The sequence below is a fragment of the Kitasatospora sp. NPDC094019 genome, from assembly GCF_044764505.1.
Classification (GTDB): Bacteria; Actinomycetota; Actinomycetes; order Streptomycetales; family Streptomycetaceae; genus Kitasatospora.
This window is the reverse complement of record NZ_JBIWIF010000001.1, coordinates 734,612-749,401: the sequence shown is the minus strand read 5'-3', so window position 1 is coordinate 749,401 and position 14,790 is coordinate 734,612. Positions and strand designations below refer to the sequence as shown.

Sequence of the window (14,790 nt, the reverse complement as noted above, 5' to 3'; positions counted from 1 at the left end):
GATGAGTGGTCACGTGAACCCGACGAGTGGTGACGCCCGCCCGGACGGCGGATCCGCCGCCGCGCCGCGCTTCGTCGTCGCCAGCGACCTCGATCGCACCCTGATCTACTCCAACCGGGCCCTCGCCCTCGACGTGCCGGACCGGCTCGCGCCGCGGCTGCTCTCGGTCGAGGTGCACGACGGCAAGGCGCTGTCGTTCATGACCGAGCAGGCCGCCGCGCTGCTCGTCGAACTCGCCCGCGAGGCCGTGCTCGTCCCCGCCACCACCCGCACCCGGACCCAGTACGAGCGGGTCAACCTGCCCGGCCCGACGCCCGGTTGGGTCCCGCCCTACGCGATCTGCGCCAACGGCGGCCGACTGCTCGTCGACGGCGTGCCGGACGAGGACTGGCAGACCGAGATGGCCGGCCGGCTGGCCGAGGGCGCGGCGCCGCTGGCCGAGGTGGTCGAGCACCTCGCCCTCCGCGCCGACCCCGAGTGGACCCACAAGCGGCGGGTGGCCGACGAGCTGTTCGCCTACCTGGTCGTCGAGCGCGCCGAACTGCCGGTCGGGTGGATCGCCGAACTCACCGGCTGGTGCGCCGAACGCGGCTGGACCGTCTCGCTCCAGGGCCGCAAGGTGTACGCCGTGCCCGCGCCGCTCAGCAAGAGCGCGGCGCTGGCGGAGGTCGTCCGCAGGGTCGGCCCGTCCACGGTGCTGTCCGCCGGCGACTCGCTGCTCGACGCCGACCTGCTGCTCGCCGCCGACGCCGCCTGGCGCCCCGGCCACGGCGAACTGGCCGACACCGGCTGGACCGGCCCCGGGGTCACCGCCCTCGACGAGATCGGCGTCGCGGCGGGCGAGGAGATCGCCCGCCGCTTCCTGTCCCGCGTCCGGGGCGAGGCGGGCGTTCCGGTGGCCGGGGCGGCCGTCCGCTAGTCGCCCTCCTGTCGTAGTCGCCCTCCTGTCGGCTAGCCGCAGCAGCCGCCCCCGCAGCACCCCCCGCCGCCACCGGCCGACGGGGCCTGCTGCGGGGCGGCGCCGGCGGAGGCCGCGCCGGTCACGGCGACGGTCGACAACAGCTTCACCGTGTCCTGGTGCCCCTGCGGGCACACGGCGGGGTCGTTGGCCTGCGCCATCGCGCGGCGGAGCTCGAACGTGGCGCCGCAGGAGCGGCAGCGGAAGTCATAACGAGGCATACGGTCAGCGTATCCGCGCCGCCTCGGGCCGAACCCCGCCGCTTCCCCCCTTCGGGACCTACTTCTGGCCGCCGAGCTCGCCGCGGATCAGCTCCACCACGTGCGCGGCCGTCTCCCGCACCGCCGCCAGCTCGGTCAGGAACCGCCAGTAGTCCGGATGCCGCCCGGCCGCCTCCAGCTCCGCCACCGCGCGGTCCAGCCGGGCCACCGCCGCGTCCAACGGCGCGGCGTGCCGCGGCTCCGGGGCCTGCCGGCCGGACATCGCCAGCCGCTGGGCGTCCCGCAGCGCGAACCGGGCCCGCTCGACCTCCTTGTTCGGGTCGATCTGCACCTCGTTCAACTGCCGCAGCCGCTCGTTCACCGCGACCACCGACCCGTCCGCCGTGTCCAGCAGCGCGCGCACCGTCCCCAGCGCCCCGGTGGCATCCGCCCACCGCTGCTCGTCCCGGGCCCGCGCCGCCTCGGCCAGCTTGCCCTCGGCGGCCCGTCCGGCCTCCGCCACCTGGTCCGGCACGTGCTGGAGGTCCTGCCAGCACGCGGCGGAGAACCGCCGCCGCAGCTCGCTCAGCGCCGGCGGCACCGTGCCGGCCTTGGTCTCCAGCGCCTGGATCCTGGTCCGCAGACTCGCCACCCGCCGGTCGATCTCCCGGGCCCGCTCCGGCAGGTGCCCGACCTCTGCCGCGATCGCCTCCGCGCGCTCCTTCACCCGCTCCGCGCGCTCCAGCGTGTCCGGGACCCCGTGCCGGGCCACCCCCTCGTTCAGCCGCCCCAGCTCCGGCGCCAGCTCGGCCAGCCGCGCCGCCGGCCCGTCCGCCCGCAGCCCGGCGCCGCGCGCCACGTCCAAGGCGTTACTGGCCTCCAGCAGCGCCCGCTTCGCCTGCTCCACCGCGGGCGTCACCCGCATCAGCTGCGACTCCGCCCGCTCCAGCGTCGGCCGCAGCCTGCGCAGGAACTCGTTCAGCTCCGACAGCGCCGAACCGAGCTGGCCCTTCACGTCGTCCAGCTGGTGCTTGGCCCGCGCGGCCGCACCGGACTCCAGCTCCTCCGCGTCCAGGTCGTGCGCGTCCAGGGCCGACAGATAGTTCACGGTCACCTGGTCGACCCGGCCCGAGATCGCCTCGAAGTCCGCGACCGCCCGCCGGGCCGTCGCACTGTCCCCGACCGACCGCACCGTCTCCACCGCCAGCCGCACCTCGCGCTGGGTCGAGTCCACGTCGTAGAACGCCTGCTGCGCCGCGTCCCGGGCCGCCCGGGCGTCCGCCCGCATGCCGTCACCGCCGCGCCGCCCCCACCAGCCGCCGCCGGTCCCGAACGCCGCCGCCCCCGCGGCCCCCAACGCCCCCAGGACGACCACCGGCAGCACCAACGCCTCGGCCACCGCGCCCCGCCGTCGCCCCCGCCCGCCTCCGCCGGCCACCCTCACTGCGCGCTCCCTGGTTCCCGACCGCTGATCCACCCCCCATTCTTCCCGATCACCCCCCGGACCCGGCACCCCACCCGCCCCACCGCCCCACCACCTGCACCACACCACCCCGCGGACCAGGTACCCTAGGCACTCGTCGTGCGCCCCACCCCGGGACCCGCCCGACCGGGGGCGCGTAGCTCAGTGGTAGAGCGCTGCTCTTACAAAGCAGATGTCGGCGGTTCGAAACCGTCCGCGCCCACAGCGGAGAAGGGCCAGTTCGGAGGCAGCATCCTCCCGAACTGGCCCTTGATCGTTCCCGGGTCACGCATCCTGCCGAGTCCAGCAGTGCAGATGCCCCCGCACCGAACGATGCGGGGGCTTCCGGTGGGCCCGGGCTGTCTACTGGCCTGCTGGCACTTCCGCCTCACGGCCGGTGCGGCGCAGCCACTCGTTGTAGCGCCATCGAAGGGCCTCAGGGTGCGGTTGGCGGTTCAGGGAAAGCTTGGGGTGGACGATACCCATGGCTTCCAGGTCAGGCCCGCCAGGGCGTGCCTCTGCGGTCAGGGTGTCGGGGTTGATGGCGAAGAGGTGAGCGTCAAAGGCCCTGTGGAGCGCTGCGTTCATCGGTAGGCCGTTGCGGGCGTCCGAGGCGCCGCCGTCGGCGTCGCCTCGGAGATGAGCCGCCTCGACCATCTGGGGAATCGAGATCCCTGAGAGGGGGCAACGCGGGCCGTACCGCTGGAAAACTTCGAGCTTGAACCGAGCCTGGTCCGGTCGTGTGACCACGGTCCCGTTCCGTCGGTGGCGCCTATTGCCTTCGAGCTGGAACGTCTGGTCCTCGGAGCGGTCGTGGTCCAGGACCTTGACGGGCGGGGTCTCGCCGAACTTGACCAGGAACAGGCTGCTCCTGTCGTCCCAGCCCTCGACCCACGCAAGGTTTGCGCCTCGGAGGTCACCGTGCTGGGTGATCACGAACAAGGGCAGTCGGAGTGCGGCGGCGGCTTTGGTGGCGTTGACTTCACCGAGGTCGCGGCCCGGTTGCCGTGTGACCGGGTAGTGATAGAGGGCCTCGTTCTCGTTCAGGTCGTCAGGGTAGTGCCGGCCTGTGTGCTTGAGCCCGATCGTCACGCCGTCGGGGTGGATCTTCTGGGTGCGGGACTTGTCCGCCCAGATGCCCCGGTAATTGCCATATGCACCTACCGAGCGGACGATGTCGGCGCTTACCAGCCCCGAGGTGTCACGCCGTCCGAGCAGATTCCGCCACACTGCCAGGCGCCACTCCCGTTCTGCGTCCACGGTCTCAGTGCGGCTGTTCAGGACCGTGAACCCCATGGCGCGCAGTACAGGGTTCGTGGCTGCATCTCCGCCGTCGAATTGATCGTTCGACAACGGGCCGCTGGACTCATGCTGGTAGCCGAAGGCGACGCCGGCGATAGCCTTCGCGTCGTAAAGCAGGTCGGCGTGGCTGAGGTAGTACTGCGCCGCGGAGTCGAACCCGTACCTGTTGCGGAAAGCCTGCCCACCCAAGTCGTTGTACTCGGCGACTGCCCTTTCCACTGCGGTGGCATCCGTCAAGTCTCTGATTCCCATGGCCCACCCTTAGGTCTCGACGTGCGACTTGAGCCTCCTAACTTTGACCTTCGGAGATCAGTTCCCTCGTTGAGCGTGAGACAGGACTCACCATCCCTGGCGCGGACCGGAGGCCGCGGTGGAGGGAGGCGACATGACTCCACGCGGGTCATGGCACTCGACCTGCCGCTTCGGGGGCTGCTCCGCGAGGCTGATGATCTTGATGGTCACTCGTTTCCCTCGGCTGTCCGGACCCAGGGTGGGCGGCACCTCGCCGGTGGCCGGGTGGCTCAACCGGAGCGGTGGCCGAACTGGGACCAGACGCTTCGGCGGCGGGCGATGTCGAAGAGGGCTGCTGCGCGGTGGGGCTCGAGTATCGGCGGGCGGGAGCCGAGGGTGTCCGCGATCCGGCTGCCGTCGACCACGTCGACGCCGGGGCTTCCGCTGTGGGTGAGGGTTCGGGTGCCGACGACAGCGATCACCGGATGGACCGGGACCGCAAGGCCGCACCAGCGGCGCAGTAGTTCGGCAGTTCTGCTGCCTTCGAGGAGGGACTTCTCGATGTACGGGTAGCTGTTGCGGTTGACCGTGAGTCGCTTGTCCCCGACCCAGACCGTGGCGTTGGGATGGTGCTTGGTGTTCACCGTGAACACTCCGGGGGGTCCGATCACTACGTGGTCGATGTCCGCGCCGCTCGGCAGGGGGACGGCGTGCAGCACGTACCAGCCGTACGCCCGGAGCTGGTCGAGCAGTCCACCGACCAGCTGCTCCCCGTGGAGCCCCTTGCTCAGTTCGGAGCGGGTGAGGTCGTCGCCGGAGAGCTTGGCCGCTACGCGGACCAGCCATTTCCGCTTGCTCTCATCGGCTTTGATCATTCCTCGGACGCCTTCGCCGGGACGGTTCGAAGCGAGGTCGTCGTCGACCGTGAGCAGCGGCAGTGCAGGCAGGACCGTCGGTGGTGATGTGGGCCGAGGGGGTACTTGCGGCGGGGTGGCGGTCGAGGTCGGCGAGAGCTTGTGGACGACGGTCAGTGGTGGGATCGGTCGGCCGCATGTCCGGCACCAGTCCCGGATCCGATGGAGTGCCGCCGATTCATGCGCGGCGTCGGTGATCGTGACGACCCCGGTCGGGCAGTCGAGCCACGCGACCTCCTGGCCACGGGTGCCGGCCAGATTGACGTACAGCCGATCCTTGCCCGCCCGCCGCCACGGGTTGACCGTCAGTTCCGTCACATTGTCCCCCTCGCCCCGGCCCTGGGACGAGATCAGCATGTCGGCGCGCACTCTGGCAAGAAGGCCATCAGCCAAGCAGAGTCTGCCGGTTGGCGCGAGTGAGCCGTTCGTGTGGTCGTTCGCTGCGCTGGGAGAAGGGCCAGTTCGGAGGGGTGGTAGCCCTCGCGAGCTGGCCCTTCGGGGTCGTGGCGGGCAAGGGGAGTCAGTGAGGGCGGGGCGAAAGCGGCCATGCCGAGACGGCGGTTCTGGCCAGGTCGTGCTGTCTGGCGCGGATTCCCTCGGAGGTCCAGGAATCGGTGGACTCGTCCCAAAGGCGGTCTATGCCGGTGGACGTTGTGAGGAGGAGCGACGAACCCTGGTAGCCCACGTTCTTGTCGGGGAAGGTCTTGTTCGACGCGGTGCGGTTCTTCGAGCCGTGGAGCAGGGTGAGGTTTCCAATGAGGTTGACCACCGAGCCGTGGTCGTTCAGCCGGTAGGCCGGTTCTGGATTCTTCGGGTAGATGTGTTCGACGTGCACGGTCCTGCTGTCGGCCACCACGACGTCGTCCTGGACCGACTCGGTCCGCATGAGCGTTTCAATTCGGTTGAGCACGTAGCGGGACTGGGACGCCTTCGGGAGCGATGCCTTCTCGAAGTCCGCGATGAACGTCTCGTCGTCGGGGGTCGCTTCGGCGATACGGCGGATCGCCGAGTCCTTGCCGAGGCCGCCGAACAGTTCCTTGGCCAGGCCGAAGACGGTCTCCTCGAGGAGGGTCGACTCGCGGCGACCGATCACCGTCCAGCGGACGTAGTAGGTCAGGCAGGCGGAAACCAGCGGGGTGATCTCACTGATCTCGGACGTACTCGGAGACGCGGCCAGCATCAACGGGTAGAGGGCGTCCGCGCTCAGGTCCCTGATGTCCTTCAGAAGGTCGTCGAGGTCGTTGACCCCGGTGTCGCACGAGATCAGTTCGAGGTAGCGGGTGGAGGCACGCTCCAGTTCTGCCGCGAAGCTGCCGACGGTGTAGTTCTTCTTCTTGTCGAAGTCGTCGGTGAGCGATGTCCTGATCGTCGTGTACAGGCTGTGCGACCGGACATCTCCATGGCGAGCGACCCAGAAGTGACGCAGGAACTTCTCGATGTCCTCCCTCTTCTCGAACCCGTCGAGGAGAGCACGCCAGGCGTCGTTGACCCTGTTCTTCTCGGCGTCGTTCGAGCTCTGCTCCATGAGGAAGTTCCGAACGAGATCGACGGTGGAGAGATCCTTCCCCCGCGAGTTGATGGTCTCGAAGACCTCGTTGGCGTCGCTGGATGTCGGGGTCTGGATCTCCACGAAGACGAGCCCCTTGACGAGGCATTCCTTCAGGCTGTCGATCCAGTCGAGTCGGCTTTCCAGGTCCGGGTGATCGGAAAGCTGCTTCGATACCTGACTCTCGAAGTACGAGTACGCCTCCTCGATGAGCTTGTGGGAGGGCCGGTTGGCCGACTCGAAAGAGGTACTCTGGCCGACGGCCTCGTCCCAATTCTGGATGTAGTCCCGGAAGAAGTCGCGATCGAACAGGGACAGAGTGAGGAAGTACTCCATCGGCTCCCGGCGGCCGGCCTTCCGAGCGATATAGTCACGCTGGGTGTTCTGCGCCATGCTCCGGGACTCGCCGGTGTTCATCGTCCAGAGGATGTTCCTGAGTGCCGCTATCAGGATCGTCGACGTCGTCAGTCGCTGCTGTCCGTCGAGGATCGATCGGCTGGTGATCTTCTCGTCGGTGATGGTCACGATGGGGCCGATGAAGTACTCCGCGGCGGAACTCTTGCCGCTCTGGCGGGCCTTCATGAACTTCTGGATATCGGTCCAGTACGTGTCGACCTCTTTCTTCGTCCAGGAGTACTGGCGCTGACTGTCGTCGGGGACGGTGACAGGCGGATTGTTGGCCCCGATCAGCTGGCCCAGCGTTTGGCGGGTGGCATGTTTGATGATTGCCATCGTTCTCCTAGCGGTGAAGGGTCGGCAACCACCGTATCCGGGCCGATCGCGAGCGGGGACGCCCGCCGAGGCTTTGCAGCCTCCGGGATGTGCTTCCCCTCCTGGGCAATCGACTCGATTGTTGACGTACACGGACATTTTGGGTGCGGGTGGCGAGGTCAGGGGCGGTGAGTACCATCGGGGCATCCACAATGCGGGTCGGACCGGAGTCGACCCGCATTCGATGCACTCGGAGAACAGCTTGGTAACGCAAGAGTCGAACACTTCCGCGCACCAGCTCCACCTGATCCTCGAGCGGGTCCGTGACAGCGGGGCGGAGAATTTCAGGGAAGCGTGGTCGTCGGTCCTGGGAGCCGAATACGGGTCCGGGGCCTTCGCCGCCAGACACGCGGAGGTGTGCCTCCTTCTCGCGGATGTGACCCGTCAGATCGGTGGCCTGTCCGAGCGGTCGCGAGAGCGACTGGAGAGGTACGTCAACGCCTGGTGGTCGGCAGTCGTCCAGCCCGAGTTCAGCTGGGGCGACTCGGCGAGACGGCCTGCCGGAGTATTGGAACCGAGCCACCTGGACCACCTCGAATCGGCTGCCGACATCATCGCGGCGACTTTCCGCGGGTCGTCGGCGGCTCCGACCGGTGGCGGGCTCGACCAGCTTCGCGAGCAGTGCGCGCATTGGTTGGGGATGGTCGAGGACCGCGACAACTTCGAGCTTCCCGAGGCGTTGCGCGACACCCTCGCCAATCAGATTCGTCATCTCGTCTGGCTGATCGACAATGTGGCACTCGTCGGGGTCTCCAGAGTTTCCCAGGAGGCCGTGTCGGTGGTCGGATCCGTGGCCCACGCGTCGCATGTCCTTCGACCACGTGACGAACAGTCCGAGAGTCGTTGGAAGAGAAGCATGGTGAGCCTTGTCGCGGCGCTGGGTCTGTTCACGACCGGAGCGGTCGGCGCTCGGGAAGCGATCGAGGCCGGCGACGGGCTTGTCCGTGAGGTCGTTCGGATTGTTTCCAGCGAGGGCACGGGTTCGTAGGGGCATGGGGCCCCGTGGTCCCAGTGGTCGCGCTCCGTGAGGGGGGCGCCAGTCGGGTGCCGTGGTCGGGAGGCGGGGTGGGGTGGGGTGTGTTTGGGTGGGCGCACAACGCTCGGGAGAGGTGATCCTCCGTGACCATGCCGCCGTTCGGGTCGAACGACCCGTTTTCGGATCTGCTCAGCCGGTTCTTCGGGATGAGTCCGTTGGCCTCGCCGCCAGCGGTGCAACGGGTGCCGATCGGGCGGCTGTTGAGCGAGTCGGCGCAGGAACTGCTCGCGGCGGCCGCTCGGCGGGCGGCCGAGGACGGGAGCAGTGATCTCGACACCGGGCATCTGATGTGGGCGGCCACCCGGGTGGATCCGTCGCGGCGGATGCTGGAGCGGGCGGGGGTGGATCCGGACCGGTTGGCGGGGGATCTGGACAAGGCGCTGCCGGCCGGGGCGGGGGCGGACGGCGTGGGGGCGGACGGGGTGGACGGCGCGGAGGGGCGGCCGGCGTTGACGCCGGCGGCGAAGCGGGCGCTGCTGGCGGCGCACGCGCGGTCGCGGGCGGCGGGGGCCTCGTACATCGGGCCGGAGCACATCCTCGGCGCGCTGCTGGAGGAGGAGCGGTCGGGGGCGGGAGCGGCGGTGCGCAACGCGGCGCCGTCGCAGGACGCGCTGCGCACGGTGATGGACGGGAAGGGTGCGGGCGGTGGCACCGGCGGTGGGCGGCAGAGCGCGACGCCGACGCTGGACGAGTACGGCCGGGACCTCACCGAGGAGGCCCGGGAGGGGCGGCTGGACCCGGTGGTCGGCCGGGCCGAGGAGATCGAGCAGACGGTCGAGATCCTGTCCCGCCGGACGAAGAACAACCCGGTGCTGATCGGGGAGCCGGGGGTCGGCAAGACGGCGATCGTGGAGGGGCTGGCGCAGCGGATCGTCTCGGGTGACGTGCCGCAGATCCTCAAGGAGAAGCGGGTCGTCACGCTCGACCTCACCGCGCTGGTGGCCGGCTCCAAGTACCGGGGCGAGTTCGAGGAGCGGTTGAAGAGCGTGATCGACGAGGTCACGGAGGCCGAGCAGAGCGTGATCCTGTTCCTCGACGAGCTGCACACCGTGGTCGGCGCGGGCGGCGGGGGCGAGGGTTCGATGGACGCCGGCAACATCCTGAAACCCGCCCTGGCCCGCGGTGAGTTGAGCGTGGTCGGCGCGACCACCCTGGACGAGTACCGCCGGTACGTGGAGAAGGACGCCGCGCTGGAGCGTCGCTTCCAGCCGGTGCTGGTGCCCGAGCCGTCGGTGGAGGAGACGGTCGAGATCCTCCGGGGTCTGCGCGACGCCTACGAGGCGCACCACCAGGTGCGGTTCACGGACGAGGCGCTGGACGCGGCCGCGACGCTGTCGGACCGCTATGTCAGCGACCGTTTCCTGCCGGACAAGGCGATCGACCTGCTGGACCAGGCGGGCGCGCGGGTGCGGTTGCGCAGTCTGGGCGGTTCGACGGCCGCGGTGCCGGTGCGGGAGCGGATCACCAAGCTGCGGCGGGAGTTGGAGGAGGCGGTGGCGGACGAGGAGTTCGTCCGGGCCGCCAATCTGAAGACCGAGCTGCGGCAGACCGAGGACGAACTGGCGGCGGTCGCCGAGGCCCGGGAGGAGGTCGTGGCGGTCACGGCGGACGACATCGCCCAGGTGCTCTCGGGCCGGACCGGCATCCCGGTCGCCGAGCTGAACGCGACCGAGCGCGAGCGGCTGCTCCGGCTGGAGGAACACCTGCACGAGAAGGTGATCGGGCAGGACCGGGCGGTCACCGCGGTGGCGCAGGCGGTCCGTCGCGGCCGGGCCGGGATGGGCGACCCGGACCGGCCGACGGGCTCCTTCCTGTTCCTCGGCCCGACCGGGGTCGGCAAGACCGAGCTGGCGAAGGCGCTGGCCGCGCTGCTGTTCGGCGACCCGGACCGGATGATCCGCTTCGACATGAGCGAGTTCCAGGAGAAGCACACCGTCTCCCGGCTGGTCGGCTCCCCGCCCGGGTACGTCGGTTACGACGAGGCGGGCCAGCTGACCGAGGCGGTGCGCCGCAAGCCGTACAGCGTGCTGCTCTTCGACGAGGTGGAGAAGGCCCACCCGGACGTGTTCAACCTGCTGCTCCAGGTGCTGGACGACGGCCGGCTGACGGACGCCCAGGGGCGCACGGTCGACTTCCGCAACACCGTGCTGATCATGACGAGCAACATCGGCTCGCAGCGGATCCTGGACCACGGGGGTGAGGTCGACGCCCGGAGCGGAGCTCTTGACGCGGCACTGCGTGACGATCTGATGCAGGACCTGCGCGCGCAGTTCCGGCCGGAGTTCCTCAACCGGATCGACGAGGTGATCGTCTTCCACGCGCTCACCCGCGCGGACCTGCTCCAGGTGGTGGACCTGCTGCTGGACCGCACCCGGCGGCGGTTGAAGGCCCAGGACATCGACCTGGAGGTGACCGACGAGGCCAAGGAGCTGCTGGTGAACCTCGGTTACCAGCCGGCCTACGGGGCCCGGCCGCTGCGCCGCACCATTCAGCAGGAGCTGGACAACCGGGTCTCGGACCTGCTGCTGGACGGCACGGCCCGGGAGGGGGACACGCTGGTCGCGGAGGTGTCGGACGGGCGGCTGGCGGTGGCGCCGGTGCGCCCGGTGGCGGAGGGCCCGGGCGAGTAGCGGCGGGCGGAGCGGGAGAGGCGCGCCGGGGGAGCGGACACCCCGGCGCGCGGCGTCCCACGCGTCCGGGAACGTCCCACGCGTCCGGGAACATCTCGCGCGTCCGGGAACGCCTCACGCGTCCGGGAACACCTCGCGCAGCAGCGGGTCCGGCAGGCCGCGCCGCCCCCACTCGCGCGGGTAGCCGAGCGACACCTCCTCGAACGGCACCCCGTCGTAGCTGGTCCGCCGGGGAATGTGCAGGTGCCCGTAGATCATCGTGGCGGTGTTGAACCGGCGGTGCCAGTCCGCGGTCAGCTCGGTGCCGCACCACTGGGCGAACTCGGGGTACCAGAGCACCTCGGTGGGATGCCGGACCAGCGGGTAGTGGTTGACGAGGACCAGCGGCAGCTCGGGATCGTGCTCGGTGAGGCGCTTCTCGGTCAGCCGGACGCGCTCGCGGCACCAGGAGTCGCGGTCCGGGAACGGGTCGGGGTGCAGGAAGCGCTCGTCCGCGCAGACCACGCCGGTCTCGTACGCGGCGGCGAGGGACTCCTCCTTGGTGGACGTCCCGGGGGCGCGGAAGGTGTAGTCGTAGAGCAGGAACAGCGGGGCGACCGCGACCGGGCCGCCGGCGCCGGTCCAGACCGGGTACGGGTCCTCGGGGGTGACGACGCCGAGCTCGCGGCACATGTCCACCAGGTGCTGGTAGCGCTCGACGCCGCGGACCTGGACCGGGTCGTTGGGGTGGGTCCACAGCTCGTGGTTGCCGGGGGCCCAGACGACCTTGGCGAAGCGTTCGGCCAGCAGGCCGAGGGCCCACCGGATGGTGGTGGTGGACTCGGACACGTCGCCGGCCACGATCAGCCAGTCGTCGGGCGAGCCCGGGCGCAACTGCTCGACCAGGTCGCGGTTCTGCTGGTAGGAGACGTGCAGGTCACTGACCGCGAGCAGCCGGCCCCCGGTCGGTCCGCGCCGTGTGTCGTCCGTGCGGTGGTCGCGGTGGTCGCCGGTCATGTCAGCCCCCCAGATGGTCTTCCTGCCGTCCCGGCCACAGTACCGGGGCCGGGCGGCCGGATCACGGCCCTCGGGTCCCGGGGTCGGCGACGGGACTCTTGACAGGGCGTCATGTCCGCGCCAGCTTTGGGGCACCCCCACACCGAGTCACACCGAGAGGTCTCTCATGAAGAAGCCGCTCATAGGCACGGCCGCCGCGCTCCTGTTCGCCGGGGCGACCGCCCTGGCGGGCGCCCCCGCCGCGACCGCGTCCACCACCGCGAGCACGACCGTGACGTCGCCGCAGGCCGGGAAGGTCGCCGCCGTCACGTTCGCCGGGACGGTGGCGCTGAGCAACTGCTCCGGCTCGCTGGTCCGGTTCCCCGCCTCGACCGCCAACGACCCGGCCCTGGTGCTCTCCAACGGCCACTGCCTGGAGTCCGGCATGCCCGGCCCCGGCCAGGTCGTCACCAACCAGGCGTCCAGCCGCAGCTTCACCCTGCTCAACGCTAGCGGCGGTTCGCTCGGCACGGTGAAGGCCAGCAAGATGGTCTACGGCACCATGACCGACACCGATGTGTCGATCTACCAGCTGAACACCACCTACGCCGCGATCCAGTCGCGCTACGGCATCGCCCCGCTGACCGTCGCCGCCACCCACCCCGTCCAGGGCAGCTCGATCAAGGTCGTCTCCGGGTACTGGAAGAAGATCTACTCCTGCTCGGCCGACGGCTTCGCCTACCGGCTCAAGGAAGCGGACTGGACCTTCAAGGACTCCCTCCGCTACACCTCCACCTGCAACGTCATCGGCGGTACCTCCGGCTCCCCGGTGGTCGACGCCAACAGCGGGCAGGTCGTCGCGGTGAACAACACCATCAACGAGGACGGCCAGCGCTGCACGCTGAACAACCCGTGCGAGGTGGACCAGAACGGCGCGGTGACCGTCCGCCGGGGCATCGGCTACGCCCAGGAGACGTACATCATCCCCGCCTGCTTCGGCACCGGTAACAAGCTCGACCTCACCAGGGCCGGCTGCACCCTTCCGCGCCCCTGACCGGCACTTTTCCCCCGATGGGCCATCCGCGACCGGCGGGTGGCCCATTCGGCCGTCTACCGGACGGCCGGTCCGTCCGGCGGCCGCGCCCCGGCTGCCGGAGAGTACGGACCAGAGCACCGCACAGTTCCGTTGACCCGATGGAGAGTTGATGACCACCACGTTCAGAAGGCTGCTGGTCGCCGTTCTGCTGATACCGCTGCTCGGCCTCGGCCTGGCCCCGACGGCGCTCGCCCGGTCCGCCGGGACCTCCGGCACCGCCGGCGCCGAGGGCGTCGCGGCCTCGGTCGCCGACAACCCGGCGGCCGACATCAAGGACCGGCTGGCCGGTATCCCCGGGATGACCGTCACCGCGGAGCAGCCCACCGACGCCGACCACCGCTACTTCCTGCTCACCTACACCCAGCCGATCGACCACGCCCGCCCCTGGCTGGGCACCTTCCAGCAGCGGCTGAGCGTGCTGCACCGGGGCTACGACCGGCCGACCGTGTTCTACACCAACGGCTACACGCTGCGCACCGCGCCCTCCCGCACCGAGCCGGCCCGGCTGGTGGACGGCAACCAGGTCTCCATCGAGTACCGCTACTTCACGCCGTCCCGCCCCGAGCCCGCCGACTGGAGCAAGGCCGGCATCAAGCAGGCGGCCACCGACGCGCACCGGCTGATCACCGCGCTGAAGCGGATCTACCACCAGGAGTGGCTGTCCACCGGCGCCTCCAAGGGCGGCATGTCCTCCACCTACCACCGGCGCTTCTTCCCGGACGACGTGGCCGGCACCATCGCCTACGTCGCCCCGAACGACGTCGACGACCGCGAGGACTCCGCGTACAGCAAGTTCTTCCGCAACGTCGGCACCCCGGAGTGCCGGGCCGCGCTGACCGCCACCCAGCGCGAACTGCTGGCCCGCCGGGACCGGCTGGAGCCCCGCTACGCCGCCGACAACGCCGCCGCCGGCTCCACCTTCACCACCATCGGCAGCGCCGACAAGGCGTACGAGCTGGCCGTGCTGGACTCGGTCTGGGCGTTCTGGCAGTACAGCCTGGCCGCCGACTGCGTGAACGTCCCGGGCGCCGCCGGCACCGACGACGCGCTGTACGCCTGGCTGGACACCCAGTCCGGCATCACCGGCAACAGCGACCAGGCGCTCGCCGGATACACCGCGTACTACTACCAGGCCGGTACCGAGCTGGGCTCGCCCGCCTTCGACGTCTCGGCCCTCAAGGGTCTGCTGCACTACGACTACAAGGAGTTGTACGCGCCGCGCACCTACGTGCCGCGCTCGATCCCGATGCGGTTCGACCCGTCCGCGATGCGCGACATCGACCGCTGGGTGCGCAACTCGGCCGAGCGGATCATCTACGTCTACGGCCAGAACGACCCGTGGGGCGCCGAGCCGTTCCGGCTCGGGTGGGGCAGTGAGGACAGCTACGTCTACACGGTGCCCGGGGGCAACCACGGCTCCAACATCGCCAAGCTGCCGGCCGACGAGTCGGCGGCGGCCACCGCCAAGGTGCTGGAGTGGGCCGGTCTCGGTCCGGACGCCTCGGCCCGCGCGCTGAAGGGGCAGTACCAGGTGCCGCCGATCGGCCCGCTGGACATCGAGGGGCTGAAGCAGGACCGCGTCCGGCTGTAGTCCGGACCGCCCGCGTCCGCGGGACCGTACGAAGCGGGGGCCGCCCGGTGGACGGGCGGCCCTCCGCCGTTCCCGCAC

The 14,790-nt window shown here is 70.2% G+C and carries 11 protein-coding genes and 1 tRNA gene; 6 read left to right on the top strand and 6 right to left on the bottom strand.

What is annotated here, in order from left to right:
• Position 1: 1 nt before the first annotated feature.
• The gene (locus ACIQ9P_RS03370; protein WP_402348882.1) at positions 2 to 919 is read left to right on the top strand and encodes an HAD family hydrolase; all 918 of its coding nucleotides are present in this window, start codon (positions 2 to 4) and stop codon (positions 917 to 919) included.
• Between the two features lie 32 nt (positions 920 to 951).
• Here ACIQ9P_RS03370 and ACIQ9P_RS03365 read toward each other — a convergent pair whose 3' ends face one another.
• Together ACIQ9P_RS03365 and ACIQ9P_RS03360 are read right to left on the bottom strand one after the other, a co-directional pair.
• Positions 952 to 1,179 carry a zinc ribbon domain-containing protein gene (locus ACIQ9P_RS03365; RefSeq protein ID WP_030310195.1) on the bottom strand — a complete coding sequence of 76 codons (228 nt, stop codon included), beginning with the start codon at positions 1,177 to 1,179 and terminating at the stop codon, positions 952 to 954.
• 58 nt (positions 1,180 to 1,237) lie between these two features.
• Entirely contained in the window at positions 1,238 to 2,557 is a 1,320-nt protein-coding gene (locus ACIQ9P_RS03360; RefSeq protein WP_402348878.1) for a hypothetical protein, read from the bottom strand.
• A gap of 214 nt (positions 2,558 to 2,771) precedes the next feature.
• On the opposite strand from ACIQ9P_RS03360, the gene ACIQ9P_RS03355 reads away from it, so the two are divergent.
• Positions 2,772 to 2,843 (top strand) — tRNA-Val (locus ACIQ9P_RS03355).
• Between the two features lie 140 nt (positions 2,844 to 2,983).
• On the opposite strand, the gene ACIQ9P_RS03350 is transcribed toward ACIQ9P_RS03355, so the two are convergent.
• The 3 genes from ACIQ9P_RS03350 to ACIQ9P_RS03340 form a co-directional block, all read right to left on the bottom strand.
• Entirely contained in the window at positions 2,984 to 4,174 is a 1,191-nt protein-coding gene (locus tag ACIQ9P_RS03350; protein WP_402348875.1) for an HNH endonuclease, read from the bottom strand.
• A 269-nt stretch (positions 4,175 to 4,443) separates the two neighbouring features.
• Positions 4,444 to 5,424 (bottom strand): nuclease-related domain-containing protein, encoded by a 981-nt coding sequence (locus tag ACIQ9P_RS03345; protein WP_402348873.1) that lies wholly within the window; start codon positions 5,422 to 5,424, stop codon positions 4,444 to 4,446.
• Positions 5,425 to 5,587: 163 nt separating this feature from the next.
• The gene (locus ACIQ9P_RS03340; protein WP_402348871.1) at positions 5,588 to 7,345 is read right to left on the bottom strand and encodes a DUF262 domain-containing protein; all 1,758 of its coding nucleotides are present in this window, start codon (positions 7,343 to 7,345) and stop codon (positions 5,588 to 5,590) included.
• 121 nt (positions 7,346 to 7,466) lie between these two features.
• On the opposite strand from ACIQ9P_RS03340, the gene ACIQ9P_RS03335 reads away from it, so the two are divergent.
• Both ACIQ9P_RS03335 and ACIQ9P_RS03330 read left to right on the top strand, forming a co-directional pair.
• Entirely contained in the window at positions 7,467 to 8,372 is a 906-nt protein-coding gene (locus ACIQ9P_RS03335; RefSeq protein WP_402348869.1) for a hypothetical protein, read from the top strand.
• A 137-nt stretch (positions 8,373 to 8,509) separates the two neighbouring features.
• The gene (locus ACIQ9P_RS03330) at positions 8,510 to 11,050 is read left to right on the top strand and encodes an ATP-dependent Clp protease ATP-binding subunit (protein ID WP_402349850.1); all 2,541 of its coding nucleotides are present in this window, start codon (positions 8,510 to 8,512) and stop codon (positions 11,048 to 11,050) included.
• Between the two features lie 114 nt (positions 11,051 to 11,164).
• On the opposite strand, the gene ACIQ9P_RS03325 is transcribed toward ACIQ9P_RS03330, so the two are convergent.
• Complete coding sequence (locus ACIQ9P_RS03325; RefSeq protein ID WP_402348866.1) at positions 11,165 to 12,046, bottom strand: metallophosphoesterase family protein; 882 nt, start codon at positions 12,044 to 12,046, stop codon at positions 11,165 to 11,167.
• 166 nt (positions 12,047 to 12,212) lie between these two features.
• On the opposite strand from ACIQ9P_RS03325, the gene ACIQ9P_RS03320 reads away from it, so the two are divergent.
• A complete protein-coding gene (locus tag ACIQ9P_RS03320) occupies positions 12,213 to 13,079 on the top strand; it encodes a serine protease (protein ID WP_402348863.1) in 867 nt (288 codons plus the stop codon).
• Positions 13,080 to 13,230: 151 nt separating this feature from the next.
• A complete protein-coding gene (locus ACIQ9P_RS03315) occupies positions 13,231 to 14,712 on the top strand; it encodes a S28 family serine protease (RefSeq protein ID WP_402348860.1) in 1,482 nt (493 codons plus the stop codon).
• Positions 14,713 to 14,790 lie beyond the last annotated feature (78 nt).